This window comes from Nocardiopsis sp. NPDC007018 (assembly GCF_040635075.1).
In the GTDB taxonomy this organism is placed as follows: Bacteria; Actinomycetota; Actinomycetes; order Streptosporangiales; family Streptosporangiaceae; genus Nocardiopsis.
In genome coordinates, this window is the sequence record NZ_JBEYHA010000043.1 from 1 (window position 1) to 26,551 (window position 26,551).

Genomic DNA, 26,551 nt, shown 5'->3' on the forward strand with positions numbered 1-26,551 from the left:
CGGCACCCCCGACCAGCGGCGGTTGTCCACCCACATGCGCAGCGCGAAGAAGGTCTCCGAGGTGGAGTCGGGCCGCACCCCCTCCGTGTCCAGGTAGCCGTCGTAGCGGCCCCGGACGGCGTCGGCCGGTTCGAGGGTGCGCACGGCCCGCAGCAGACGCAGCTTCTCGTCCTTGAGCGCGACGGCGCCCGTGGTCACCGGGGCGTCCATGGTGAGCAGGGCGAACAGTTGGAGGAGGTGGTTCTGGAACACGTCCCGGACCGCCCCGGCGGCGTCGTAGAAGGAGCCCCGGTCGTCCACCCCGAAGTCCTCGGCCATGGTGATCTGCACGTTGTCCACGTACGTCCGGTTCCACACGGGCTCCAACAGGGTGTTGCCGAACCGGGTCACCGGAAGTCCGCGGATCGGTTCCTCTCCGAGGAAGTGGTCGACCAGGTACAGGCTCTCCGAGGGAAAGCAGTCCAGGAGCGCCCGGTGGAGTTCGCGGGCCGAGGCGAGGTCGTGCCCGAAGGGCTTCTCCACGACCAGACGGCTGTCGCGGTGCAGCCCCGCCTCCGCGAGCGAGCGGGCGACCGTCGTGAACAGGGCGGGTGGTACCGCGAGGTAGTGGGCGGTGTGCGAACCCTCGGGGAGGAGGGCGGCCAGGTCCGCGTAGGTGCCGGGGTCGTTGAGGTCACCGGCGACCAGGGTCATCCGGTCCGTGAGGGAGCGCAGGGCCGCCTCGTCGACGGTGGTGCCGCGCTCGGAGTCCGTCTCGGCGAGGTGCTCGGTGACGGCCTCGCGGGTGCGGCGCCGCAGGGTCTCGGTGTCCCAGTCGCAGCGGGCCACCCCCACGATCCGGGTGCGGGGCTCCTCCCGGGTGGCCAGGTGGTAGAGGGCGGGCATGAGGTACTTGCGGGCGAGGTCCCCGGTCACCCCGAAGATCACCAGGGTGTCGGCGTTGGGTCCCGTGGTCATGCTGTCCCCCCGTCGGCTGCCGGTGCGCGGTCCGCGCACGGTGGCGGTACCCGGTTCGCACCGGTGACGCGCCCAAGGGCGGGCCAAGAAAGGGTGACCGGGCCGCCGAGGTCCCAGAGTTCACGAGGTGCTCGGGGTCCAGGGCCACCTCGACCCCGATCCGCCGGTCGGAGCGGGCCCGGTCGGGGGGTCTAGGGGCGGGGAGGGCGATCCGCGCCCGTGGCGTCGAGCCAGGCCCGGACCGCCGCCCCCACCTGCGGGGTGAGGTCGCTGGCCGCGTACTCCTCGGCGGGAAGCCACCGGTACGCCGTGTGCTCGTCGGAGAGCACCACCTCCGCGCCGTCGTGGGGGAGGGCGAAGGTGAACTGGCGCTTGGGGAACCCGTGCCGGGACACGTAGTCGAACCAGGTCACGAAGGGGTCCAGGGGGAGCGGCCCGCCGGGCCGACCGATCTCCTCGCGTAGCTCCCGGGCCAAGCCGTCCAGGACCGTCTCCCCGGGGTCGACCCCGCCCGAGGGCAGGCTCTCCGCGCCGGGGAAGGACGTGTCGTCGTCGCGGCGGCGGAGCAGGAGGATCTCACTCCGCGCGTTCCGGTGCACGATCGCGCCCGCCGAGAACCGCGTGATCCCGGCTCGGCGCGCGGCCTCGTCCAGGTCGGCGAAGGTCACGGGTCCCATGGAGCTCACGGGCCGACCGTATCCGGACGGACGCCGGGGGCACGGGCGGCCCGGGCCCGGGGCGCGGGCTCCCGGGGCGTCACCGCGGCCCGGTGACGCGCAGGGCCACCAGGGTGGCGACCAGCCAGGCCGCCCCGGCCACCGCCAGAGTGGCGGCGGCGGGAGCCCCGGCGACGTGGGCCAGGCCTCCGAGTGTGAGAGGGGGGAGGACGGTGCCGCCCAGGACGAGGAGGGCGGCCGAGGCCCGTTCCGCCGCTGAGCCCGCGCGGGTCCTCGCCCTGAACCGGGCCCAGAGCCCTCCCGAGCCGATGCCCGCCTCCATCCGGTAGGTGAAGGGGGTCCGGTCGATGTCGACGTCCGCTCTCGCGCGCGGGGGTTCGTCGTCCAGACGAATCTCCCTCACGCGGTCTTCCCGAGCCTGCCGCTCCTGCGGGAGCCGGCCTCGGGGATCTCCCATGAACGAACCTCCAGACGTTGGCGTACGGGGGCGGTGCCGCGCCCGGGCCGGTGGGTCCGGGGCAGGCGCCGATGACGCCGGAGCGCCGAGTGTCCACGCCGGGATCGTAGCATGGAGGCTGTTTTCATGCATCAAACATGATGCGAGAAGATGTATTTTCCCTTCACGACAGGCATCTGTTAGGGTCTTCTTAGCCTTACCAAAGATGCGATCGGGATCGGGGGCGGGAATGGCCGGAGTCGGCGAGCGGTGGGTTCCGGCTCCGTGCCCTCGCGCGAGGCCGCGTTCCACGCGTCTTCCCGCTGTTCGAGCCCACCGTCGTCACGTCACAGAGCGAGGTCGCGCCATGTCGTCCCACAGCACGGAAACGGAACTGACCGACTCCTCCCAGGGGCGGGGACGTCCGGCCGGGAGAAGGCCCGCCGGTTCGTCGGCGCGGGTCACCGTCAACCTCACCGCGCGCTCCACCAAGGCGCTGGAGGAGGCCGTCGCCGCCACGGGTGACACCCAGACCGACGTCATCAACCGGGCGCTCCAGGTGTACGCGTACCTGGAGTCGGTCATGGCCGAGGGCGGCCACGTGTACGTGGAGAACGCCGAGCGCCAGGAGCGCGAGCGCCTGCGCTTCTTCTGACGCTCCGCCGCCGTCGTGCCGCCCGCCCCTCCTCCCGTGACCTCCCGACCCTGGGCGCCGAGTGCCCACACACCAACGCACGCGGTCGGGAGCGGGCTCCGGGAACACCGCCGGAGCCCGCACGGACGCCTCCTCAGACCCGCAGGAGGGTGAGGTAGGCGAAGCCGAGGGTCTCCCGCTGGCCGTGCACACGGGCGTGACGGTGTCGGTCGGCCCGGTCGCGGACCTCGTCGAAGTCGGGGGAACCGGGGTTCTCCGCCAGCCAGTCCTCCCAGCCCAACGCGTGCAGGTTCTCGAACTCGTCCCACTCGTCCACGGTGGTCTCCGCCAGCGCGATCAGCCGGAAGCCGTGGGAGAGCGCGAAGTCCACCAACTCCGGAAGCGGGCGGTGCTGCGCGCGCGGGACGGACGGCATGGCGGCCATCTCCGCGTCGGTCGGCGGCCGCTTCCAGAAGCACTCTCCGAACACTGCCCGGCCGCCCGGGCGGGTCAGGTCGGCCAGGGCCTCCAGGGCGTTGGCCGTGTGCGTCACCGGGTCGCCGCCCCAGACGTGGCTAGCACCGATGTTGAGCACCACGTCCGCGCGCCCGCCCCGCCACGCGCCCGCGTCCCCGGCCACCAGCTCGACCCGGTCGGCGAGACCGCGCTCCTCGGCGTTGGCGCGGCCGAACCGCACGTAGTCCTCGCTGAGGTCGATGCCGAAGCCGGTCGCGGTGGGCGCGGTGGCCAGCGCACGCAGCAGGAGCTCGGCCCAGCCGCAGCCGATGTCCACCAGGTGGCGGCCCTCCAGCGGGCCGAGGGAGCGGATCAGCCGGACGGCCCGCTCGTCGTTGAGCGGGCCGTTGAAGTCGACGTCGCGGTACAGGGGGGGAATATCCGGGGTGGTCATCCGCGCAGTGTCACCCGGACGGGGACGCCGTGTCCACCGGTTTTCGGCGGGTCGGTGCCGGTGCGGTCCCCGGCCCCCGGGCCCCGCGGACTCAGCCCTCGCCGTGCCAGGCGTGCCACAGCGCGGCGTAGGAACCGCCCCGGGCCAGGAGCTCGTCGTGGGTGCCGAGCTCGACGATCTCCCCACCGTCCACCACCGCGACGCGGTCCGCGTCGTGCGCGGTGTACAGGCGGTGGGCGATGGCCACCACGGTGCGCCCCGCCAGGACCCCGGCGAGCGAGCCCTCCAACCTGCGGGCCGAACGCGGATCGATCATCGAGGTGGCCTCGTCCAGAACCAGGACCTGCGGGTCGGCCAGCACCACGCGGGCCAGGGCCAGCTGCTGCACGTGGGCCGGGTCGAGGGCCTCCTGGCCCGAGCCCACCCGGGTGTCCAGCCCCTCCGGCAGCGCCCGCACCCAGGAGTCGGCGTCCACCGCCTCCAGGGCTCGCCACAACCGGTCGCGGTCCACGTGCTCGTCCTCCAGCGCCAGGGCGAGGTTCTCGGCGACCGTGCCCCGGAACACGTGGCTCTCCTGGCTGAGCAGGATCACGCGTTCACGACGCTCCTCGGGGGTCGACGCCGCGAGGTCCCCGCCACCCACGCGCACGGTCCCGGACCCCGGCAGGTACACCCCGGCCAGCAGCTTGCCGAGAGTGGACTTCCCGGCACCGCTGGGGCCCACCATGGCGAGCCGCTCGCCGGGGCGCAGGTCGAGGTCCACCCCGCGCAGCACCTCCTTGCCGGGGACGTAGCCGAACCGGACGCCGCGGATCTCCACGGCACCCGGTTCGCCGGTGTCGGCTCCGCCGGTTCCGGGGGCGCCCCCGGAACCGGCCGCCGGACGCACGGGCTCCTCGGTGTCCTGGACCCCAAGTAGGCGGCGCAGCGCCGTGAATCCCACCATCACGTTGTCGATCTGGTCGATCATGTGCTCCAGGGGGCGGGCCATCTGCACGGTCAGGAACACCGCCGTGGCGATCTGTCCCAGGGACATCTCTCCCTGGGTGTGCAGAAGACCCGCGACCAGGAAGGTCGTCGCCGAGGCGAACATGTACGAGAACTCCAGCGGCGGATACCACACCGTCCGCAACCAGAGCGTGTACCGCTCCGCCAGGTAGGCGCGGTGCACGTCGGCGTCGGTGCGCAGGTCCTGCCACTCCTGTCGGCCCAGGGCCTCCAGGGTGTGCGCCCCCTCCACGGTGTCGCTCACGCCCTGCGTCAGTCGGGAGTAGGTGCCCATCTCGGCGAGGTACCCGTCCGGGGCCCGCCGCGCGTACCAGCGGGTACTCACCCAGATCACCAGGACGGACGGCACCCACGCGAGCAGGAGCGCCGGGTGCAGGAACGCCTGGGCGACCAGGATGACCAGGACGGTCGCCACGCCGGTCGCGATCTGCGGCACCGAGTCGCGCACCATGTAGTTGAGCGCGTTGATGTCGCGGCCGGTCCGAGCGACCAGGTCGCCGGTACCCGCGCGCTCCACGGTTCCCAGGGGCAGCCGCAGGACCGCCCGGACGAACTCCTCGCGCAGCTCGGCCAGCAGCCCCTCACCGAGCCGGATCGACTGGGCCACCGCGCCCAGGAGCAGGGCGGCGTTCGCCAGCAGCGAGACCACGATGACCACGGCCATGGCGTCCACGCGTCCCGGGGTGGTGCCCTCGCGGACGGCGTCGACGATCAGCCCGAGCACCCACGGGGCCACCAGAGCCGCACCCGTGGCCAGGGCGTACAACGCCACCACCTGGGACAGGAGCACTCCGTGCTCGCGGCCCGCGAGACGGAGCCTGCGCCACACCGCCGAGGTGGAGGCCACGGGAAGGGCGGACGGGTCGACCGGGGCGGTGGGCGGACCGCCCGGACGCGTGGTGCCGGTGCCGTGACCGGTCGGCGGTGCGGGGGACCGCCCCGGGGCGCGGGTGCGGGGGTCGCTGGTCTGGGTCATACCTTCTCCTCCTCCAGCGTCGTGCGCAGGACGGTGGCGGCGTAGCCGTCGTGGGTGCGGAGCAGGTCCCGGTGGGCGCCCTCGGCCACCACACGGCCCTCCACGAGGAACTGCACGTGGTCGGCCCGGTCCAACAGCAGGGGGCTGGTGGTGACCACACCGGTGGTGCGGTCGGCGCGAACCCCCCGGAGGCGTTCGGCGACGGCCGCCTCCGAGTGGGCGTCCACAGCCGAGGTGGGTTCGACGAGGATCAGCACGTCGGGGTCGCTCAGCAGGGCGCGGGCCAACCGGAGGCGCTGCTGCTGACCGCCGGAGTACTCGCGGCCGCGTTCGGTGAGCTCGACGTCCAGACCCAGCGGGGACTGGGCGAGCACGTCCTCCGCCGACGCGGCGCGCAGCACGGCGGTCACGCCCCCGTCCGTGTGGTCGGCGCGGGGGTCGAGTTCGTCGCGCAGCCGCCCGGAGAACAGGTGGGCGTCGTTGCCCGCGACCAGCACGCGGCGGCGCACCTCCCTCAGAGGGAGCCGGTCCAGGGGGACGGACGACAGCTCGGCGCCGCCGTCCCGGTAACGGCCCAGCCGCTCCACCAGGGGACCCACGTCGGCCCGGTCGGCGCAGACCACGCCGGTGACCCGCCCGTGCGCCAGGAGCACACCGCTGGCCGGGTCGCGCAGGTCGTACGGGCCGGTGGGGGCCGGGGCGGGGACCTCGGGGTCGGTGAGGTCGTGCTCCATACCCAGCACCCGCACCACGCGGGCGGCGGCGACCCGCGCGGAGACCAGGGAGGAACTCACCAGCATGACGAAGCGGACCGAGGCCGCCAGCGCGCCGGTGTAGCCGTAGAAGGCGACGAGCTCACCCACGGTGATCTCACCGACCAGCGCCAGTCGGGCGCCGTACCAGACGATCCCCACCAGCAGCAGGCCCGGATACAGGGTGCGGACCGCCTCCAGGGCGGCGTCCATCCACCCCACCCGGACTCCCGCTGCGCGCACCCGCTGGGACTCGGCGCGGTAGCGCTCGCCGGTGGTGCGCTCACCGCCCACCCCGCGCAGCACCCGCAGGCCGGAGACCAGGTCGGTGGCGCGCGTCGTGAGCTCGGCCTGCCGGTCGCGGTGCGCGTGTGTGCGCCGGTTGAGCGGACGCAGCAGGGGGACCATGCCCGCGATGATGAGCGGTACCGCCACCAGCACGATGATTCCGAAGACGACGTGCGAGGAGAGCATCAGGAAGGCGACGACCACGATGGAGACCAGCGACGCCACCAGCATGTTGGAGCGCTCGTAGAACTCGCCGATCTGCTCGATGTCGTCGGTGCCGACCGCCACCACCTCACCGCTCGGCAGCCGCCGGGTCAGCGTGGGGCCCAGCCGGGACGCGCGACGGGTGACGAGCTGGATCGTCCGGTACGCGGTGGCGTACCAGTTGAAGGAGGCGGAGCGTTCGTGCAGGGGGATCGTGGCCGCCGAGGCGAGGCCGCACGCGGCGATCAGCGCGAACCAGTACAGGAGGGCGGACGTGCCTCCCTCGTCCAGCCCGGAGTCCAGGGCCGCGCCGAGCAGGTGGGAGACCAGGACGGCGCTCAGCAGGGTGACGGAGACCGTCGCCGACGCCCACAGGAGGGAACGCCACTCCTTGCGGGCGATCCAGATCAGGAAGCGGTCGGCGGAGCGGTGGTCCGGGTCACCCGGAGGCTGGGGTAGTGCGCGCACGGTTACCGAACCTATCCAGCGGAGTCGGAGCGGGCCACTGGTTTTCTCGCGTTCGACCACGAGGCGTTCAGGGGCGGGTGCCGCCCGTTTCAGGGGGCTCTCCGGGTGTTCCCCGATGGCGTCCGTCGGGGGCGGAGCGAGAGCCTGGACCCATGAACGACACCTCCTCCCGTGAGGTCGGGTCCGCCCGTCCGAGCCTTCCCGTCCGCGTGGTGGCGGTCACCGCCGGAGCCGTCCTGCTGTGGTCCGCGCTGCTCCTGGCCAACGGCCTGTTCCCCGAACCGGCGGGCGGGGGCAACGCCGGACACTGGGCGAACGCCGTCGTCGTGGCCGTCCTCGGAACGGCGCTGGTGTGGGCTGCCCGCCGCTTCCTCGACCGCCGTCCGTGGTCGGGGTTGCGCCTGACCGGTCCGCGTGAGGCCTGGTGGCCGCTGCTCGTCGGAGCGCTGTCCTGGCTGCTGCCCGCGGTGGTGGGCCTGGGGGTCGCCCTCGCTCTGGGGGTCTCGATCACCCCGGTAGCGCCCCTGACGGAGATCGTGCTGTCCCTCGCGGTCCTCACCGTCCTGGTGCTGCTCTACGAGGCGCTGCCGGAGGAGCTGATCTTTCGCGGGTACCTCTTCCGCAACCTCAACACCGTGGTGTCCGCCTGGGTGGCGTTGCTCGCGCAGGCGGCGTTGTTCACGCTGTGGGGGACCGGTCTGTGGGTCCTCACCGGTGGGTGGGACGTCCTCGCCGAGCGGCTGCCGCTCTTCCTCGGCATGGGTGTGGTGCTGGGCTGCCTGCGCGTGATCACCGGCAACGTCTGGGCCTGCGTGGGGTTCCACCTGGCCTTCCAGGTCGCGGCCCAGGGGCTCCTCAGCTGGGACCTGTTCGAGGTCCGGGGCATGGAGACGGTCATGGGCACCGTCTTCCTGCTGCCGTTCGCGCTCGGTGTCACCGTCGCGATGCTGTTCCTGCGCGACACCGGTACCTGGGCCGGTCAGGTGCCCGACCCGGGCGCGGCGGGGCGGACGGCGTCCTGAACTCCAAGCCCGGTCGGGGGCCGGACGGCTCCGACCGGGCGCACGGGGGCGGTGGCCGACGTGCACCGAACGGCGACCGGACGGGTGCTCCCGCAACCGTGGTGCCTCTCCCCGGCGATCGAGGGGACACCGGAAATCGAGGGACACCGGCGGACGCGGGCCCCGAGGCGGCGGCTAGGGCAGCTCGCCCCGGGTGTGCAGCAGCTCGACCAGGTCCCGCACGGCCGGGGCGCACCGGTGGCGCTCCTCGTAGGAGATCCACACGGCCTCGTCGATCTCGTTCGCGGGGGTGATCTCGCCATCGTGCTCGCCGCCGTAGCAGATCAGCCGGACCCGGGTACCCGGAGCCTGGCCGTGCGCCTCCTGGTCGATCTCGGCCACCCGGTAGAGGGTTCCGGGGCGCAGCACCACGCTGACCTCCTCCAGGGTCTCGCGGGCCACCGCCTCCTCGTCGGTCTCGCCCGGTTCGCGCTTGCCGCCCGGGATGTACAGGAGGTCCTTGCCCTCCGAACGCACGCACAGCAGGCGGCCGTCGCGCACGTGGACCCAGGCCAGGGCCTCGATGACGGAGGAGGAGGGGGAAACGGAGTTCGTGGACATGTGGCCACTTTAGGCCGGAGCCTCCGGCCGGGAACCGCCGTCCACAGGTGACCTGAGCCACTAACCTCGACGGGTAGTCGGTTGCGTACACCCCCGGCCCCACCCCCCCACCGGGCCACGGCGAGAGCGGACGAACATGACACCCTCCCCCTCCGGAACCGGGCCCGGCGCGGGCCCCGAACCCTCCGCCGAGCACCCGGAGGACGAGGTCCTCCCCCTCCTCGCGGAGAGCGCCTGCGGCGGTGTGCCGCCCCAGACCGCACACCAGCGCGAGGAGCGCGAACGCGCCTACAACCTCTACAGCGCCGCCATCGGCGCCTGCCTCGCCCGAGGCGACGCGGACCCCGCACTGGTCGAACGCGCCGGGCGCCTGCTGGCGGAGGAGGCACTGCTCCCCTTCCTCGGCCCCGACGAGGTCGCCCGTGTCAACGCGGACCTGCCCGACCTCGTCGCCGGGCTCCGGGAGGCCCCCGTACGACCTCCGGACGGGGCGGACCCCGGCGCGCTGGGCCGCGAACTCGGCGACGCCGACCTGGACGCCCTCTTCGACCTCGCCCTGCGCGAACGGCTCACCGGGACCCCGCGCGAGCGGCCCCGTCTGCTGCTCCTCGGCGGTCAGCCCGGTTCCGGCAAGTCCACCCTCCAACGCCTCGTGCTGCCGGTCCTTCCCCGGGGGACGGTCAGCTACGACGGCGACGACCTGCTGCGGCTCTCCCCCGACTACGAGTGGGCCATGACCGCCGACGACCGGGCCGCGTCCACGGCGGTGTCCGGGCAGGTCGGCGGACTGCACCAGCGGGCCATGGAGCACGTGCGCGGCGGCCGCTACGACGTCGTGTGCAGCCACCCCCTGGGCCGGGCGGACTGGGCGGCCGCCTGGGTCCTCGGCTTCCGGGAGGCCGGGTACCGGGTCGAGGTCGCCTTCGTGGCCACGCACACCTCCAACAGCCGGTTCGCGATCGCCGACCGCCACCGGCGCGCCACCCGCGACCAGGGGTTCGGCCGCTGGCTGCCGGAGATCCACCACGACCGCTTCTACCTGGGGGTGCCCAACACCGTCGAGTTCCTGGAGACCCACCACCTCGCGGACTCGGTGTACGTGCTCTCCCGGGAGGGCGAGGTCCTGTACGCCAACCACCGGAGCGGGGGAGACTGGAGGTCCGAGCCCTTCGGCCGGATCGCGCTGGAGGCCGAAAGGGGCAGACGCGAGCTCTGGCGCGTGGAGGACGCGTCCTAGGATCGCTCACCATGGACATCTTCACCGCCAATCCCCTCCTGGTCCGCCAGCCCAAGCGCTTCATGGTCGACCTCTCCGACTACGAGGTCTTCGACGCCTTCGGCCGGCAGGTCGGGTGGGCGCGGGAACAGGGCGCGAGCGGGGGCGTGCAGGTGCTGCGGCAGCTGTCCCGCAGCACCGGGGGCTTCGAGCGGCTCGTGCACGTCACCGACCTGAACGGCGCCGTCCGGCTGGTGATCCGCAAGCACTGGTCGTGGATGACGGCGACCACCAGCGTGAGCCTGCCCGACGGCCGGCCGGTGGGCACGATCGAACAGGACCTGAAGTTCTTCGGTTCCCAGTTCACCCTGTTGGACGGGTGGAAGCGCAAGGTCGGGGTGATCGAGGGCGACCTCGTCGGCCGTGACTTCCGGATCAACGACCACAACGGGCACGAGGTCGCCCGGGTCGACCGCAGGCTGCCCGACCTCGGGGAGCTCTTCACGGCCGCGGACAGCTACGCGCTGCACCACCGCTACCCCTCGCTTCCGGAACCGCTGCGCACCCTGGTGGTGGCGTCGGCGATCGCCATCGACCTGGTGCTGCGCGAGGGCAAGTGACCCCGGCGCGGTCCCGTCCTCGTCCACGCGGCCCCGGTCCGCCGCCGTGCCCGTGGCGAGGGGCCGACCGCGCCGACGGGGGCGCTCAGCCCTCCAGCCGGGCCATGGCGGCCCGGTCCTCCTCGCCGAACCGTTCCTCCAGCTCCTCCGGCGAGGCGTCCAGGTCGATCCGCGCCAGCGGCACCCCGCGCGCGGACTCGATGGCGCCCAACCGCCGCAACGCGCGGTCGCCCGCGTACTCCAGGAGCTTCCCGGGCGGGAGCTCGAAGCGCTGGACGGCCGGGTCGTCCGAGGGCAGGTCACCGTCCCTGACGGTGCCCATGACGTGGGGGAGCAGCTCGTCGAGGCGCTCGCGCACCACGTCCCAGTTGCGGTCGTCGGCGGCCACGTGACGCCGACAGGTGAAGGTGCCCCACGCCATGTGGCGGCGTTCGTCGGCCCCGATCAGCCGGATGATCCGACGCATGCCGGGGAAGATGTCACGGACGGTGCACACGTGGTTCCACGCGTAGTAGCCGGTGAGGGCGAGGGACCCCTCGATGATGTGGTTGTAGGTCACGGAGGCCCGTACCTGGTTGCGGGGCCCGGGGTCGGCCAGCAGCGCCTCCAGGGAACGGGGAAGCTCCTCGTGGAACAGGGTGCGGTAGGCGGGGTTGGCGTCCACGTGGCCGTGCAGGTCCTCGCGGACGCCGATCGCGTCCAGCCAGAGGCGGAAGGCCTGGACGTGCTTGGCCTCCTCGAAGGCGAACTGCGTCAGGTACATCTCGTCGCCCAGGCGGCCCTCGGCGGCCATGGCGCGCAGGAAGGGCTGGAGGTCCTCGGTGACCGCCTCCTCACCCGCCACGAAGAGGGCGCACAGCCGCAGGACGCGGGTGCGGGACCGCTCGTCGAGCCCCGCCCAGTCCTCGGCGTCCTGTGAGAGGTCGATGTCGGCGGGGTTCCAGAACCGCGCGTTGCCCTTGGCGAACAGCTTCAGGGGGAGCGAGTCCCAGTTGAGTCCGCCGCCGCGCAGGGAGTGGAAGCCGTCGCGGGGCCGGACGGCCGGTGCCTCGGTCATGGGGGTACCTCCGTAGGGTGTCCTGCCCTCATGATTGGACACGGAGACGTCCCGTGTAAAGGTCTGATGGTGGCCTGGGTCACCCCGGTGTGGAACGCGGTTCGGTCGTCCCCGGTCGGCCGGTCACCACCGGTATCCGGCCCCGGGCACAGGCGATCCGGCCCCGCCGAAACGGTACGGTCGGGGGAGTACGACCGCATGAACGATCCGATCGGGGGACGACGTGTTCTGTGGTGATCCCGGCAGTCCCGGCTACGCCGCGTGCGCCGCCCAGTCCCAGCTGTTCGCGCTGGCCTCGGTGATCCCCGCGCTGCTCGGCCTCGCCCTGCTGGTGGCCGCCTTCACCGCGCCCTCGGTACGGGGCGACCGGCTGTTGCGCACGCGCACCCTCAGCTACTCCCTGATCGCCTGGGGCATCGCCGCCGGAACCTACGTGATCGGCGTGCTGCCGTCCCTGTGACCCCGTCCCGACCAGTCGGAACGGGGACCCGCCTCCCCGGTCAGGACTCCTCGCCCGCGAGCAGGTCGCCCGCGTCCGCGATCCGGTACGCGTACCCCTGCTCCGCCAGGAACCGCTGACGGTGCGCGGCGTAGTCCTGGTCCAGGGTGTCCCGGGCGACCACCGCGTAGAACCGGGCGGTGCGGCCGTCCGCCTTCGGGCGCAGCACCCGGCCCAGTCGCTGGGCCTCCTCCTGCCGTGACCCGAACGACCCCGACACCTGCACCGCGACCCCGGCCTCGGGCAGGTCGATCGAGAAGTTGGCCACCTTGGAGACCACCAGCGTGCGCAGCTCACCCGCTCGGAACGCGTCGAAGAGCCGCTCCCGCTCCTTGTTGCGGGTCTCGCCCTTGATCACGGGCGCACCCAGCCGCTCGCCCAGTTCGTCGAGCTGGTCGATGTAGGAACCGATCACCAGGACCTGCTCCTCGGGGTGGCCCTCCACGATCCGCCGCACCACGTCCGTCTTGGTCTCCGTGGACGCGCAGAACCGGTACCGGTCCTCCGGCTCGGCGGTCGCGTACGCCAGCCGCTCGGACTCGGTGAGGTCCACGCGCACCTCCACGCAGTCCGCCGGGGCGATCCACCCCTGGTTCTCCATGTCCTTCCACGGCGCGTCGTAGCGCTTCGGCCCGATCAGCGAGAACACGTCGCCCTCGCGGCCGTCCTCGCGCACCAGGGTGGCCGTCAGCCCGAGGCGGCGACGGGCCTGGAGGTCGGCGGTCATCCGGAAGATCGGCGCGGGCAGCAGGTGCACCTCGTCGTAGACGACCAGGCCCCAGTCCTTGGCGTCGAACAGCTCCAGGTGCGTGTACACGCCCTTCCGCCGCGCCGCCATCACCTGGTAGGTGGCGATGGTGACCGGCCGGATCTCCTTGCGGGTACCGGAGTACTCCCCGATCTCGTCCTCTGTCAGCGAGGTGCGCCTGAGCAGCTCGGACTTCCACTGGTGCACCGACACGGTGTTGGTCACCAGGATCAGGGTCGTCGCCCCGGTCATCGCCATCGCGGCGGCGCCGACGATGGTCTTGCCCGCGCCGCACGGGAGCACCACGACGCCGGAACCGCCCGCGTGGAAGCTCTCCGCCGCCTCCCGCTGGTACCCCCGCAGCTCCCAGTCGCCGTCGGCGAGGTCGATGCGGTGGGCCTCGCCGTCCACGTATCCGGCCAGGTCCTCGGCGGGCCAGCCGATCTTCAGCAGGGCCTGCTTGAGGTTGCCCCGTTCGCTGGGGTGGACGGAGACCGAGTCGTCGCCGATCCGCTCGCCCAACATGCCCTTGACCTTCTTCGCGCGCACGACCTCCTCCAGGACGGCGCGGTCCGAGGACTCCAGCACCAGGCCGTGCACGGGGTCGCCCACCAGCCGCAGACGCCCGTACCGGTCCATGGTCTCGGCGATGTCCACCAGCAGCGAGTGCGGCACCGGGAACTTGGAGAAGCGCAGGAGGGAGTCCACGACCTGCTCGGCGTCGTGTCCGGCGGCGCGCGCGTTCCACAGCGCCAGGGGCGTGATCCGGTAGGTGTGCACGTGCTCGGGAGCCCGTTCGAGCTCGGCGAACGGGGCGATGGAACGGCGGCACTCCGGGGCGAGCTCGTGGTCGATCTCGAGGAGGAGGGTCTTGTCGGACTGGACGATCAGGCAGGACACGCGGAGCCTTCCGGCGGGTACGGGCACTGGCACGGGGGACGGGGTGGCCCCATGTGCAACACGGGAACCCCTCCGATCATGCCCGGGAACGGGGCTCGTCTCGGGTCGGACGCGGAACGGGGGCCGGGGTTCGCGCGGTCGGACGCCCGGACCGCCGCCCGGGGCGGTCCGGTCAGACGCCCAGATAGAGGAAGAGGACCGTGATCACCATGACCGGCAACAGGATCACCACCGAGAACGCCGTGTAGGCGAAGGTGCTCGCCCACGTGTAGCGGATGAACCGCTCCACCTCGTCCGTGTCGGGGATCTTGGTCAGCGCCAGGACGCCCAGGACGATGCCGGGGACGTTGGAGAACAGGACGAAGAACCACAGGCCCAGGGCGAGGCCGAGCACCGGGACCACGAGGGTGCCCACCGCCACGAGCAGGGCCGCGACGGCCCCGCCCACACGCGGCGGCGGGCCGCAGGGGCGCGCGGGCCCCGCCGGGAGGCCGCGCCGGGGCGCCGGGTACACGGGCCGCGGGCGCCCGCCGGAAGGAGCGGCCGGGGCCGGTCCCTGCGACGGTCCGGGCCGCGTGGGCGCCCCCGGACCCTGCGGTGCGGGCACACGGGCGGGCAACCCCGAACCGGGGACGGAGGCCCGCCCCCGCTCCCAGAACGCCCTCGGATCACTACCGTCGCCGTTCACCGCTGGTTCGGTCCCCCTCGCGTCGCGCACCGGTCCTGTGGGTCGCATACCCGCACCACTCGGGTGGGACGCGGACGAACCCGTACGCGTTGCCCCAATCCGGGGTCAGAAGTTGACCACGGGGACGATCTGCTGAATCCAGTTCCCCGCCTGGGTGAACATTACGAAGGTCAGCACCAGCATCACGAAGAACATCACGCCCGCCGCGCCCAGGCAGTACCACGAGTACCGGGTGAGCACCTCGGCCTGGTCCGGGCGGCCCCGGTCACGGGCGTGCGCTGCGCGCACCGCGAAGGTGATCCCGGCGATCCCGAAGATCCAGTTCATGCAGCACAGGGCGGTCACCGCGTGCAGGATGAGCGCCATCGTGGAGCTGTTGGCGCCGCCGGTCGAACCGGCCGGGCCCCGCCGTTCGTCGTCGCGCTCCCGCTCGGGTGCCCGGTCCCGGCCCTCGGGCAGGCGGTCCTCGCGCGCCCGGTCGCGGGGGGAGGAGGCTCCGGGGGGCAGCGGTGCGTTGCTCATGGGGTGTCTCTCGCTGTCGGTGATCGACCTACGCCACTCTAACCTTCCCGCCCTCCGGAGCTCCGTGCCTCGCGGGTCAGTCGATCCGGCGGACCAGTACGGCGCCGTCGCGGCCGACGGACGCCAGGGACCTGCCGTCCGATGAGTAGGCAGCCGCGAGGACAGCGGCCCGGTGCTGGCCGAAGACGTGGAGCTCCTCGCCGTCGCGGGTGTCCCACACGCGTACGGTGCCGTCGGAGCTGGAGGTGCTGAGGGTGGTGCCTGCCGGTGAGTAGACCACCGACGTGACGGTGTCGCTGTGCCCTTCGAGCACGTGGGTCTCCTCGCCTCGCTCGACGTCCCACACGCGCACGGCGTTGTCGGTCTGGTCCGATCCGGGTACGGCGCTGGTGGCGAGGGTGCCGCCGTCGGGTGCGTAGGCGACCACGCCGATGTCCCGGCGCCCCTGGAAGTTGTGGAGTCGGTCGCCGCTCTCGATCTCCCAAACGCGTGCGGTGCCGTTGGCAGTGGTGACGGTGAGCGTCGCTCCGTCGGGGGAGAAGACCGCGCCGTTCACGGCCCCCTGCCCCCGGAGGACCATGAGTTCCTCGCCCGTCGAGACGCTCCACAGACGCACGGTGGCGTCGGCGCCGGTGGTGGCCACGGTCGCGCTGTCCGGTGCGTAGGACACGGAGGTCACCTCGCCCTCGTGCCCTTGGAGGACGTGGCGCGACTCCTGGTTCTCGGTGTCCCAGATCCGCGCGGTCCCGTCCCTGCTGCTGGTCGCCAGGGTGCGTCGGTTGGGAGCGTACGCGGCGGAGGTGAGGGCGTCATCATGGCCGGTGAGGACGCCCAGCTCCCGGCCGTGCGGGAGGCCCCAGATCCTGGCGGTGTCGCCCGCGGTGGTTACGAGGGTCTGGCCGTCGGACGCGTACGTCGCCGAGCCGACGGTGTCCGTACTCCCCGGGACGGTGTGGAGCTCCGCGCCGCTCGTGGCGTCCCAGATCCGCACGTCGTCTCGGCTGACACTCGCCAGTGTGGTCGCGTCGGGGGCGAACGCCACCTCCCGTACCTCCTGCCAGTGCGGGGCGGGCCCGTCCAGGAATCCGGCGAGGGGGGCGATGAGGGAGAGGCCGATGAGCGCCAGGAGCGCCACCGAGGAGGTGACCAGGGCCCGGCGTGCGGGTCGGGGCTTGGCGGGTCGTGTGGTGTGGACCCGCGCTGTTCGCCGTAGCTGGGGCTCCGGACGGCTGGCCCTGGCCGGACGGGGGTCTCCCTGCGGCTCGGGTTCCGGCTCGGACCGTTCCGTGTCGGGAAGCGGCGCGGTCGTCGTCGTGTGCCCTGGACCGGTCGCGTCCGATGTGTCGGCTGCGCCGGTCCGCGCGGCACCCTGCTCCTCGCCTACCCCGGTGATGTCCCCATCGCTGTCGCTGCCGTCGCCGGTGTCTCCGGTGTCGGTGGTGGTTTCGGCGGCGGGGACGGGCGCGGGAGGCGGCAGTGGTACGGGCACGGAATCCGGTTCGGTCGTCCGCTCCACCGTGAGAGACGCTTCCTCCGGTGGTGGGACCCGTGTCGGCTCCGGCGGCCCGGGCTCCTCGGCGCCGGATTCCTCATGGTGGAGAAGCGCGATGATGTCGTCCGGCGCGGGGCGTTCCTCCGGCGTGTGGTGCCAGCACGCGGCGACGACCTCCCGCAGGTCTGGCGGGAGCCCCTCCAGGGCGTGCAGGGGCGGCGCGTCCACCACGCGCAGGAGGGTGGCGGGCGCGCTGTCCGTCCGGTACGGGTTGACACCCGTGGACGCGAGGGTGAGCACCGTGCCGAGCGAGAACACGTCCGACGCCGGGGAGAGCTCCCGGCCCCTGGCTTGCTCCGGGGACATGAACGACAGCGTGCCGAAGACCCGGCCGGTGCTGCTGATGGCCGTGTTGTCCAACGGTCGGGCGATGCCGAAGTCGATGATCTTGGGGCCGTCGTCGGCCAGGATGATGTTGCCCGGCTTGAGGTCGCGGTGGACCAGCCCGCAGGCGTGGATGGCGGACAGCCCCTCCGCCAGGCGCGCGCCCAGGAGGCGGACGGCCGCCGGGGGCAGCGGGCCGTCGTCGCGCACCGCGCGGGACAGGGTGGGCCCGGGGATGTAGGCGGTCGCGATCCACGGCTGCTCGGCCAGGGGGTCGGCGTCGAGCACGTGGGCGGTGTAGAAACCGCCGACGCTGCGGGCCGCCCGGGCCTCGCGGGCGAAGCGGGCGCGGTACTCGGGACTCCTGGAGTCGCTGCCGTGCAGGCGGTCCGGGCGGATGATCTTCACGACCACGTCCCACCCGCCCCTGGTCCGGCCGAGGAAGACCTGTCCCATGCCGCCCTGGCCGAGGAGGTGGGTGAGGCGGTAGGGCCCGATCATCCGGGGATCGCCCGGGCCGACGGGTCGCACGTCGCCTACCTCCCATCACTGGCTCCGGCCGTCACAACCCTCCCATCTTCTCCGCTTCGCGCCCGGCGTCGACCGTCGTCCGTGGCCGATGGCGGCCATTCGGCCCTCCCGGGCCCGGACTCCGGCCGGCCGGAAAGCGGTCCCCGGCGGTGCGCGCCGGTCGGCCATACCCGGACGCGCGGCGGCCGCGGGCGCGCCGGGTCAGTCGGAGTCGGCGAGCTCGGCCACCCCGGTGATCCGGTGGACCGCGAACCGGTGGACGGCGTCCCGGGTCGTGTCGTAGGCGGTGAGGAAGCCGCCGTCCACGCTGGACGGCTCCACGATCCGGCTGACCTGGCGGCCGTCGGTGTCCGTGTAGCCGATCCACACCCGGCGCCGGTCGGCCGCCGCCCCCGCCAGGACCTCCATGACGGCGGAGGCACGCGAACCGGCGGTGCCGCCCTCCGGTAGCGACACCGGGACGCGGGCGACGGTGGCGGCCTCGTCCCCGGCCCGCAGCGCGCGTACGGCGGCGCGGGTGAGCCCGGGGGTCGGCGCGCCCTCGACGGCGGAGACGGGCTCCGGTTCGGCGCGGCGAACCTCGGGGCGGCCCAGCCGCATCGTGCCGTCGCCGGTCTCGGCCACCGGGTGGTAGCCGAGCTGGCGCAGGCGTTCGGTCAGTGCCGCGCGGTTCAGGCCGCTGACCACCACGGTCGGCGCGAGCGCCAGCAGTTCGAGGTCGGCGGCCCGGCGGTCCGCGAGCAGTTCGGCGAGCAGCGCGGGCTCGTCACAGCGCAGGTAGCTGGAGGCCGCCCCGGTGCGCAGCCTGCCGTGCCTGCGGCCCGCGTCCGCCACCAGGTAGCGCAGCGCCTGCGGCAGCGGGGTGCGCGAGTGGCGCTCCAACAGTCCGGTGATGTCGGAGACCCCGCGTCCGGCGTCCAGGGCGCGCCGCACGGAGTCCTCGGTGAAGCGGTACACGGTGGCGCCCCCCGTGGACTCGACGTCGGCGACCAGGGCCAGCTCCCGGGCGAGGTCGGCGACGAGCGGCCCCGGCGCGACGGCGGTGAGGTCGCCCTGTACGAGGACGTAGTCCAACGGCTGGGGCAGCTCGGCGGCGAGGAGTCGCGCGGCGGTGTCGTCGGCGTCCTCGTCGAGCGTGAGCAGGGGCCGGGTGTGCTCGGCCAGCGCGCCCATGCCGGTGAGGCCGAGGGCCGCGGCCTCGGTGAGCGCGGAGCCGACCAGCTCCGAGTAGACGGGGCCCTGGCGGCGTGGGCGGCGCCAGGCCAGCCGGGCCCGGAGCGAGTCGTCGTCGGGAGCCAGACCGGGCTCGGCCGCGCCGAGTTCCGTGAGCACGTCGCGGCGGGCCTGCGGCGCGGCGGGTCTCACCATGCCGGGGCCGAGCACGTTGCGCACGCGGCCGCCCGCGTCACGGGAACCGGTCAGGGCCGCCACCCGGTCCGTGCCGAGCCAGGCCCGGGCCAGCACCAGCCACCGCCGCTCCGGGGCGCGCTCGCGCCACAGGTCGTACTCGCGGGTCGGCAGCCACTCGCCCGCGAGGCGGTGGTCGGTGCCGATCAGCCCGGCGGCGCGGACCACCTCCAGGTACAGGGCGGCGGTGTCCTCGTCGGTGTCCATCGCCTGCGCGGCCCGGCGCAGGTCGCGTACGCCCAGCCCTCCGTTGCGCAGGACGGCGGCGGGCTCCCGGGACCAGCGCTCCAGTAGCTCGTCGACGGCGCGCAGCACGGTGAAGGCCTGTCCTGCGGCGGCGCGGACGACGGTCTCGGGCGGGACCTGGCGCCCCTCGAAGCCGGGCGGGGCGGTCTCGACCTCGCGGAACAGCACTCCGGAGCGCAGGATCAGGCCCACCTCGCGGGGCAGGGTCAGGGTGTCGTCGCCGGTGGGCACGAGGAGTCCCCGGGCGATGAGTTCCTCGACGGGTGAGGCGGCGGAGGCCAGGGCGACCTCCCGGCGCGCGTCGGTGACGGTGCCGTTGGGCGGTCCCCAGGCGAGGTTGTCCAGGAGGCGTCGGGCGGGCTCCCCGACCTGCCCCACCAGGGCGCGGACACGGTCGGGGTCGGACAGCGCGGTCGCGACCGTCTCCACGGGTGAGTCGGCGGTGCTGTGCGGGACGAGGTCGCGGGCCAGCCGCCGGACGGCGTCGTGCGGGAGCGCCGCGAGGAGGGCGCGCGCGGGCGGGCCCAGTTGGGCGGGGTGAGGCAGGAGTTCGCGCAGGACCTGGACGGGTCGCAGACGGCCTCGGTCCGGCCAGACCAGGGCGAGGGAGAGCAGGGTCTCCAGAGCGGAGTCCAGCGGCTCGACGCCGCGCCCGTGGGAAGGGGTCAGCCCGAGCCCGTGCGCGAGCGCGTCGGGTGGGGCCCCCACCGGTTCGGAGAGCCGGTCGTCGCCGAGCGCCACCACGGTCTCCAGGACCTGGAGGGTGAACCGGTCGAGCCGTTCCAGGGCGCGCAGCGCGGCGTTGCGCGAGGTCGCGCGGTGGGCCAGGGCGCCGATGTCGGCGGGGACCGGTTGGGCCAGGTCCGGGCGCGCGTCCAGCAGGGCGGTCAGCTCGTCGTCGGAGCGCGAGCGCAGCCAGGAGGTGAACGTGGGGGGCCGCCCCGGCGGGCCCCCGGGGTCGTCCGTGTCCCGGTCGGACCCGGGTGGCGCGTAGTCGGTCATCGGATCAACGCTAGGTGATCGGACGGTGCGGAGCACACCCGCTCCCGCCGCCTCCCCCTTCACGCTGAATCGAACCGTATCGGCGGAGAATTCTCTGCCCGAAATTCGGGGGGCGGGGTTAAAAGGCAGGTCAATGTGGGCCAATATGGGGCCATGACCCAGCGCTCGGAACAATTGGTACTCGACTATCTCTCCGAGGTCGGTCTCGCGCTGCACGGTCGGGTGTCGGCCAGGGAGAGGACCGCCTACCTCACCGGCCTGCGGGCGCGCATCGACGAGCGCCGCGCCGCGGCCGACTCCGACGACGCCGACACGGTGCGGCGCATCCTGCGGGGCTTCGGCTCCCCCGAACACATCGTTCAGGAGGAGCTGACCGGCCGGGCCGTCGACCTGGAGGACGACGAGATGATCCCGCCCAAACCGCGCCACGCGGACCGCCCGCCGCCGCCGTGGCGGGGCGGACCCAGCCAGGGGATCATGTCCCTGTTGGAGGGGCCCAGCCAGACCGACCTGCGGATGGACGGCCGGGTCTCCCGTAAGCCCGGGGTGACGCGCAACAGCCTCATGCTGGTCCGGTACCACCCGCCCGAGGCCGTGGCCCTGGTCATGCTCGTCCTCGCCGGGGTCTGGTGGGACGTGGCCTTCCTCTGGGTGCTCGGCGCCGCCCTCGTCGTGCTCAGCCAGGTGTGGGGCGCCTGGGACAAGTGGATCGGCGTGGGGCTCCCCCTGGTGGCCTGCGTGGTCGGCACGGCCCTGTGGACGGGCGAGGCGAAGTTCGTCGACCAGTACATCCAGCAGGCCCTGCCCGCCACCGGGGTCCCCGCCCTGGGCCTCACCTCGTTGGCGTGCGTGCTGTACCTCTTTCCGAAGGCCGCCCGATCGGCGCGGGTCGCGGACCGGGCGGCACGGAGCTGACGGCACGGAGCTGACGGCGCGCGGTCGGCAGCGGGGCGGCGACGGCGGCCCTCGGTCCGGGACCCCGAATCGGTCCGTTCGGTCATTGGTTGGCAAACCCTGGGAAAGGCCTTTTCCGGTCGGCCCGTTGCCGCCCCCGCCCGCGGGGACCGGCGGGCCATCATGGGTGCTACACCGCCGCTGTCGCTTCGAGGCGGTGCACGACAGGTGGTCCGGCCTCCAGCTCGGGCACCGGCCCGTCGACGGCGTCCCTGACTCCGCCGAGTCCCGTCCCACACTCCGCACCCAGCGGTGACGGGGGCGGCGTCGACGCACGAGGCCCGGGTGAGCCGCATCCGGGCCTCGTTCCGTGCGCCCGGCGGTCCCGCCTCCGCACCCGCATAACCCCTCGCCAGGGGCGGGCCCCGGCACTAGCCTGGGGACACATCCATGGAACCAGGGGCCGCCCGGGGCGGGGGAATCAGGTGGACGGCACCGTTTCCGACGCCGCGCGCGCCCGTCAGTGAAAGCATGAGGTCTCCACGTGCCCACCGGCAAGGTCAAGTGGTACGACGACGGCAAGGGTTTCGGCTTTCTCACCCGGGACGACGGAGGCGAGGTGTTCGTCCACTCCACCTCGCTGCCGCCCGGGACGGCCGGGCTCACACCCGGCCAGCGGGTCGAGTTCGGTGTGGCCGAGGGCCGCAAGGGTGCCCAGGCGCTCCAGGTCCGGCTCCTGGACACCCAGCACTCGGTCGCCAGGGCCCGGCGTAAGAAGCCCGACGAGATGGTGCTCATCACCGAGGACCTCATCAAGCTCCTGGAGAACGTGTCCAACGGCTACCGGCGCGGCCACCACCCCGACAAGCGCGAGGCGGCACGGGTCGCCGCCGTGCTGCGCGTGGTCGCGGACGACCTGGAGGCCTGACGACGCGAGGCGCGGCCCACGCGTGAGGCCTGGTCGGGGGCGGTGGAGGGCGCCGGGAGGCGCCCCGCGCCGCCCCCGAGCTGTCGCGGGGGTCCTTCGATCGCGCCAGCGCTGAGCCGACCGAAAAAACGTGTGACTTCGTGTCCTGAACCCACGGAAACACGGCGGGTGACCGCCCGAATCCCCGGTATCCGCCGTCTTCGGTGGCACAAGACTCCGTCAAGAGGTCGTATCGGGCGATCCTTGACCCGCGTTATGGTCAAATCGGTGCCCGCGATCAGTGAGAATGGTGAACGTGAGCCCTTCTCGACGTTCTCCTGTACCGGACAAGGCATGTGTCGACGCGGTGGATCTGGCCCGCTCGGTGGCGGCGGAGGTCGGGCGACCCGAATGGGTCGGTGAGCACCTCACCGCCCAGGTCGAGGACACACGCCTGGTCACCCACTGCTTCCAGTGCCTGGACCCCTCCTACCCGGGATGGACCTACTCGGTCACCGTCGTCCGCGCCTCGCGCGCCAAGGACGTCACGGTCAACGAGGTGGTCCTGCTGCCCGGCGAGGGCGCCCTGGTCGCCCCCAACTGGGTGCCCTGGAAGGAGCGGCTGCGCCCGGGCGACGTCGGTGTGGGGGACCTGCTTCCCACCGACGAGGACGACGAGCGACTCGTCCCCGGCTACGCGCAGGTGCCCGACAGCGAACTCGACGCCGAGGGCATGGACAAGCAGATGGTGTGGGAGCTGGGACTCGGCCGACGCCAGGTCCTCTCCGAGGTCGGCCGCGAGCAGGCCGCGGAGCGCTGGTACGGCGGCGAGGCCGGACCGCGCAGCCCCATCGCCACGGCCGCCCCGGCGGCCTGCGCCACCTGCGGGTTCCTGACACCGCTCGCGGGTGAGCTGCGCCAGATGTTCGGCGTGTGCACCAACGAGTACGCGCCCGACGACGGCCGCGTCGTGTCACTCGACCACGGCTGCGGAGCCCACTCCGAGGTTCGCCGCCCCGGCCCGCAGAACGAGCCGGTGGCCCCGGTCGTCGACGAGATGGGGTACGACCACATCGTCTTCGACGACACCACCGAACTGGAACTGGTCTCCAGCGACTCCTGACGACACCCGTCACGGAGTCGGCCACACGGGCCGATCCACCTGAGCAACGGGCCCCGTCGCACCAGCGGCGGGGCCCGCTTCCGTGCGCGGCCCGGCGCCCGCGCCACGCGCCCCGTCCGGACCCGAACGGCCGCGGTCGTGGGCTAGGGTCGACCTACTGTCTAGCTCGCCTGGCGCTCCCGTCCGTGACCGCGCGCGCGTGTGGGGCTGATCGGACCGCGCGCCCAGCGCAGGAGGAGACCACCATGGCCGAGCCGGTGACCGCTTCGGTGCCCGACACCTTCGACACGGCCGAACTGCGTCGGCGCGTCCTGGCGGCGTGGGCCGACGCCCCCGCCCGGTTCCGCGAGGACGCCAACGCGGAGGAGGACTTCGCGCTCGGCGGCTACCGCGACCGGGTGGTGGTGGAGCTCGCGCAGAACGCCGCCGACGCCGCCCGCCGCGCGGGCGTCCCGGGCCGCCTCCTCCTGTGCCTGGACGGCGACCGCCTCACCGCCGCCAACACCGGTGCGCCGCTGACCCCGGCGGGCGTGGAGTCCCTGGCCACGCTGCGGGCCTCCAGCAAGCGCGACGACCACGGGTCTGCGGGCCGGTTCGGGGTCGGGTTCGCCGCCGTGGCGGCGCTCAGCGACGACGTCACCGTGGACTCCGCCGGCACCGCGGTGCACTTCTCCGCCGAACGCGCCCGCGCGGTGGTCACCGACCTGCTCGACGCCGACGGTACCCACGCCGACCTCGCGGACGAGGTGGGCCGACGCGCCGGACACGTGCCGATGCTGCGCCTGCCGTTCGCCGCCGACGTCGTGCCGGAGCGCCCCGCGCGCGGCTACGACACCTACGTCACGCTGGTCCTGCGCGAGGAGCGCGCCCGCGACCGGGTCCTGGAGCTGCTGGACCGCACCGGTGAGGCGCTCCTCCTGGCCCTGGACGGACTCTCCGAGGTGCGCGTCGTGGTCGACGGCGAGGAGCGCACGCTCACCCGGGCGCCCGGTGACGAAGACGCCGGGACCGACCTGGTCACCACCCACAGCGACGCCGGGGGCAGCCGGATCACGTCCTGGCGGGTGCTCGGCCGCTCCGGGGAGTTCGCCCCCCACCTGCTGGAGGACCGCCCCACCGAGGACCGCGCGCGCGCGTCCTGGTCGTTGACGTGGGCGGCACCGGTGGCCGCCGACGGGGGAGTGGCGGAGCTGCCCGCCGACGTCGAGCGCGTCGTGCACGCGCCCACCCCCACGGACACCGAACTGGACCTCCCCGCCGTGCTCATCGGCACGTTCCCGCTGGGCGCGGACCGCCGGGCGGTGCAACCGGGAGCCGCCACCGACCTGCTGCTCATGGAGGCGGCCGAGGCCTACTGCGCGCTGCTGCGCCGGTTCGCCCCGGTCGCCGCCCTCGACCTCGTCCCGACCACCCGGGTGGGCGGCGGGGCCGTCGACGCCGTGTTCCGTACCCGTGTCGCCGAACCGCTCCAGGACACCCCGTTCCTGGTCACCGCCGCCGGTCTCCCCGTCGCCCCGCGCGACGCCGTCCTGTTGGACACCGGTGGCGCCAGCGGCGCCCCCGACCTGGTCGATCTGCTGGCCGAGCTCGCCCCGCCGCTGCTGCCCGGTTCGTGGAGCCCCCGGCACCCGGCGCTGACGGCCCTGCGGGTGCGTCGGCTGGGGTTGGCCGACCTCGCGGACCTGCTCGGCGACACCCGGCGTCCGCCGGAGTGGTGGCGCGGGCTCTACGCCGCCCTGGCCGCCGCCGGGTCCGGCGGGGCCGAACTCGACGAACTCGGTTCCCTGCCGGTCCCCTTGGCCGACGACCGCCTGGTGCGGGGGCCGCGCTCGCTGTTGGTTCCCACCGGGGACTGGGCGCGGGTGGCCGACGCGGACGGCAACCGGCTCGACCCGTCCGTCCTGGCCACCCTGGGCGTGCGCGTGGTGCACCCCGAGGCCGCCCACCCGTTGCTGCTGCGCCTGGGAGCGGTGGAGGCCGGGGCCGCCGCCGTCCTGGCCGACCCCCGCACCGAGGCGGCGGTCCGCGCGTCACTGGACGCCGACGACCCCGAACCCGTGGCCGAGGCCGTCCTCGACCTGGTGGCGGCCTCCGGGACGACGGTCCGGGACGCCCCCTGGCTGTCCGAACTGGCCCTGCGCGACGACGAGGACGGCTACTCGGTCGCCGCCGAACTCCTCGTTCCCGGCGCGCCCCTGGCCGACCTGCTGGTGGACGACGCCCCCTTCGGAACCGTGCACGAGGACCTGGTGCGCAGGCACGGCACCGACGCCCTGCGGGCCGTGGGCGCCCTGTGGGAGCTCACCGTGCTGCGCGCCGAGGACGCGGCACTGGGGGAGGAGTCGCCGCTCTTCGACGACGACGGCGACGAGGGCCCGGACGGTCTGGACGACTGGGCGGACGACGTCCTGGAACGCGTGGGCGACCCCGAACTCCCGCCCGTGGTCCCCGAACTGGTGTGCGTCGCCGACCTCGACTACGTGGCCGACGACGCCTGGCCCGGGGCGCTGGAGATGCTCTCCCGGGAACCGCTGCGCTCGGCGGTGGTCGAACCCGCCCGTCTGCTCATGCCGGACGGACGGGTGGTCGACGTCCCCTCCTACACGGCCTGGTGGTTGCGCACCCGGGCCCTGCTGGACGGCCGTGCCCCGGTGGGTCTGCGTACCGTCGACGCCGAGCCCGCGCTGGCGGGGCTCTACGACGAGGTGCCCGCCGACGTGGACCCGGAGTTCGCCCGCGCGCTCGGCGTGCGGAGCACGGTCGCCGACCTGCTCGCCGACCCGGACGGCCCGGACGACCTGCTCCGACGGCTGGCCGACCCGTCCCGGCACGTGAGCCGCGCCGACCTGCGCCGTCTGTGGACGGCGCTGGCCGGGGTGGACGCCGACCTCGTCACGCCGCCCTCTCTGGTGCGCGCCGTCAGTGAGGGCGCGATCGTCGTCGCCGACGCCGAGGACGCCGTGGTGGTGGACTCCCCGGACCTGTTGCCCCTGGTGGCCGACCGGCCGCTGGTGCTGGCCGAGGCGGAGGCGGCCGAACGGTTGGCCGACGTCCTCGACCTGGACCTGGCTTCGGAGAGCGTCACGGGCAAGGTGAACTCGGCCGGGCGCGTCCGCGCGGTCCCCGACGAGGCGGCGCTGTTCCTCTCGGGCGACCGGGAACCGGATCGCACCTACCTGCACCACCAGACCCTCACCGTGGACGGTGTGGAGGTGGACTGGTACACCGGCGACGGCGCGGTGCACGCTTCCGGGACGGAGGGGCTGGCGCGGGCCCTGTGCTGGCGGACCGGCCAGTGGTCCCGCCGCCACCTGCTCGCCGCCGTGCTGCGCGACCCGTCGTCCGCCGCCCGCATGCGGGACGAGGCCGACCTGGAGTAGGCG

22 protein-coding genes are annotated in these 26,551 nt (G+C 73.6%); 9 read left to right on the top strand and 13 right to left on the bottom strand.

The genetic code is table 11. The features are described 5' to 3' along the window. The 3 genes from ABZ635_RS20435 to ABZ635_RS20445 all read right to left on the bottom strand — a co-directional run. On the bottom strand, positions 1–957 hold a 957-nt coding region (locus tag ABZ635_RS20435; RefSeq protein ID WP_357767460.1), incomplete at its 3' end, for a glucose-6-phosphate dehydrogenase. Between the two features lie 191 nt (positions 958–1,148). Then, complete coding sequence (locus ABZ635_RS20440; protein ID WP_357767578.1) at positions 1,149–1,634, bottom strand: NUDIX hydrolase; 486 nt, start codon at positions 1,632–1,634, stop codon at positions 1,149–1,151. Positions 1,635–1,713: 79 nt separating this feature from the next. Then, positions 1,714–2,037: a hypothetical protein gene (locus ABZ635_RS20445; protein ID WP_357767462.1), complete on the bottom strand. Its 324-nt coding sequence runs from the start codon at positions 2,035–2,037 to the stop codon at positions 1,714–1,716. 400 nt (positions 2,038–2,437) lie between these two features. Here ABZ635_RS20445 and ABZ635_RS20450 point away from each other — a divergent pair, with 400 nt between their 5' ends. Beyond that, positions 2,438–2,725, top strand: coding sequence for a hypothetical protein (locus tag ABZ635_RS20450; protein ID WP_357767465.1), 288 nt, complete (start codon positions 2,438–2,440; stop codon positions 2,723–2,725). A gap of 133 nt (positions 2,726–2,858) precedes the next feature. Here the strand turns inward: ABZ635_RS20450 and ABZ635_RS20455 are convergent, their stop codons facing one another. The 3 genes from ABZ635_RS20455 to ABZ635_RS20465 all read right to left on the bottom strand — a co-directional run bounded on the left by ABZ635_RS20455 (position 2,859) and on the right by ABZ635_RS20465 (position 7,310). After that, positions 2,859–3,614 (bottom strand): class I SAM-dependent methyltransferase, encoded by a 756-nt coding sequence (locus ABZ635_RS20455; protein ID WP_357767468.1) that lies wholly within the window; start codon positions 3,612–3,614, stop codon positions 2,859–2,861. A 91-nt stretch (positions 3,615–3,705) separates the two neighbouring features. Continuing rightward, positions 3,706–5,598 (bottom strand): ABC transporter ATP-binding protein, encoded by a 1,893-nt coding sequence (locus ABZ635_RS20460; RefSeq protein WP_357767472.1) that lies wholly within the window; start codon positions 5,596–5,598, stop codon positions 3,706–3,708. After that, positions 5,595–7,310: an ABC transporter ATP-binding protein gene (locus tag ABZ635_RS20465; protein WP_357767474.1), complete on the bottom strand. Its 1,716-nt coding sequence runs from the start codon at positions 7,308–7,310 to the stop codon at positions 5,595–5,597. Before ABZ635_RS20465 ends, ABZ635_RS20460 begins: the two co-directional genes overlap by 4 nt. 152 nt (positions 7,311–7,462) lie before the next feature. Here ABZ635_RS20465 and ABZ635_RS20470 point away from each other — a divergent pair, with 152 nt between their 5' ends. Beyond that, complete coding sequence (locus tag ABZ635_RS20470) at positions 7,463–8,332, top strand: type II CAAX endopeptidase family protein (protein WP_357767477.1); 870 nt, start codon at positions 7,463–7,465, stop codon at positions 8,330–8,332. Between the two features lie 174 nt (positions 8,333–8,506). On the opposite strand, the gene ABZ635_RS20475 is transcribed toward ABZ635_RS20470, so the two are convergent. Continuing rightward, positions 8,507–8,932 carry an NUDIX domain-containing protein gene (locus ABZ635_RS20475; RefSeq protein ID WP_357767480.1) on the bottom strand — a complete coding sequence of 142 codons (426 nt, stop codon included), beginning with the start codon at positions 8,930–8,932 and terminating at the stop codon, positions 8,507–8,509. A gap of 136 nt (positions 8,933–9,068) precedes the next feature. Here ABZ635_RS20475 and ABZ635_RS20480 point away from each other — a divergent pair, with 136 nt between their 5' ends. Both ABZ635_RS20480 and ABZ635_RS20485 read left to right on the top strand, forming a co-directional pair. Continuing rightward, positions 9,069–10,169 carry a zeta toxin family protein gene (locus ABZ635_RS20480; protein ID WP_357767482.1) on the top strand — a complete coding sequence of 367 codons (1,101 nt, stop codon included), beginning with the start codon at positions 9,069–9,071 and terminating at the stop codon, positions 10,167–10,169. Between the two features lie 11 nt (positions 10,170–10,180). Continuing rightward, on the top strand, positions 10,181–10,768 hold the full coding sequence (locus ABZ635_RS20485; protein ID WP_357767485.1) for a phospholipid scramblase-related protein: 588 nt from the start codon (positions 10,181–10,183) through the stop codon (positions 10,766–10,768). Between the two features lie 85 nt (positions 10,769–10,853). Here the strand turns inward: ABZ635_RS20485 and ABZ635_RS20490 are convergent, their stop codons facing one another. Continuing rightward, positions 10,854–11,825: a R2-like ligand-binding oxidase gene (locus tag ABZ635_RS20490; RefSeq protein ID WP_357767488.1), complete on the bottom strand. Its 972-nt coding sequence runs from the start codon at positions 11,823–11,825 to the stop codon at positions 10,854–10,856. A gap of 223 nt (positions 11,826–12,048) precedes the next feature. Here ABZ635_RS20490 and ABZ635_RS20495 point away from each other — a divergent pair, with 223 nt between their 5' ends. Beyond that, complete coding sequence (locus ABZ635_RS20495) at positions 12,049–12,285, top strand: hypothetical protein (protein WP_357767491.1); 237 nt, start codon at positions 12,049–12,051, stop codon at positions 12,283–12,285. Positions 12,286–12,325: 40 nt separating this feature from the next. Here ABZ635_RS20495 and ABZ635_RS20500 read toward each other — a convergent pair whose 3' ends face one another. From ABZ635_RS20500 to ABZ635_RS20520, 5 genes are all read right to left on the bottom strand, one after another. Next, a complete protein-coding gene (locus ABZ635_RS20500) occupies positions 12,326–13,972 on the bottom strand; it encodes a DNA repair helicase XPB (RefSeq protein WP_357767581.1) in 1,647 nt (548 codons plus the stop codon). 172 nt (positions 13,973–14,144) lie between these two features. After that, the gene (locus ABZ635_RS20505) at positions 14,145–14,420 is read right to left on the bottom strand and encodes a hypothetical protein (protein ID WP_357767494.1); all 276 of its coding nucleotides are present in this window, start codon (positions 14,418–14,420) and stop codon (positions 14,145–14,147) included. Between the two features lie 345 nt (positions 14,421–14,765). Further along, positions 14,766–15,182, bottom strand: a complete 417-nt coding sequence (locus ABZ635_RS20510) for a hypothetical protein (protein WP_357767497.1) — start codon at positions 15,180–15,182, stop codon at positions 14,766–14,768. Between the two features lie 76 nt (positions 15,183–15,258). Continuing rightward, on the bottom strand, positions 15,259–17,589 hold the full coding sequence (locus tag ABZ635_RS20515) for a protein kinase (protein ID WP_357767500.1): 2,331 nt from the start codon (positions 17,587–17,589) through the stop codon (positions 15,259–15,261). A gap of 201 nt (positions 17,590–17,790) precedes the next feature. Next, the gene (locus tag ABZ635_RS20520) at positions 17,791–20,244 is read right to left on the bottom strand and encodes a helicase-associated domain-containing protein (protein WP_357767503.1); all 2,454 of its coding nucleotides are present in this window, start codon (positions 20,242–20,244) and stop codon (positions 17,791–17,793) included. Between the two features lie 153 nt (positions 20,245–20,397). On the opposite strand from ABZ635_RS20520, the gene ABZ635_RS20525 reads away from it, so the two are divergent. The 4 genes from ABZ635_RS20525 to ABZ635_RS20540 all read left to right on the top strand — a co-directional run bounded on the left by ABZ635_RS20525 (position 20,398) and on the right by ABZ635_RS20540 (position 26,548). Then, positions 20,398–21,159 carry a hypothetical protein gene (locus ABZ635_RS20525; protein WP_357767506.1) on the top strand — a complete coding sequence of 254 codons (762 nt, stop codon included), beginning with the start codon at positions 20,398–20,400 and terminating at the stop codon, positions 21,157–21,159. Between the two features lie 523 nt (positions 21,160–21,682). After that, the gene (locus ABZ635_RS20530; protein WP_357767509.1) at positions 21,683–22,066 is read left to right on the top strand and encodes a cold-shock protein; all 384 of its coding nucleotides are present in this window, start codon (positions 21,683–21,685) and stop codon (positions 22,064–22,066) included. Positions 22,067–22,412: 346 nt separating this feature from the next. Further along, positions 22,413–23,168, top strand: coding sequence for a DUF3027 domain-containing protein (locus ABZ635_RS20535; protein ID WP_357767582.1), 756 nt, complete (start codon positions 22,413–22,415; stop codon positions 23,166–23,168). A gap of 245 nt (positions 23,169–23,413) precedes the next feature. After that, positions 23,414–26,548, top strand: coding sequence for an ATP-binding protein (locus tag ABZ635_RS20540; protein WP_357767512.1), 3,135 nt, complete (start codon positions 23,414–23,416; stop codon positions 26,546–26,548). The last annotated feature ends 3 nt before the right edge of the window (positions 26,549–26,551 follow it).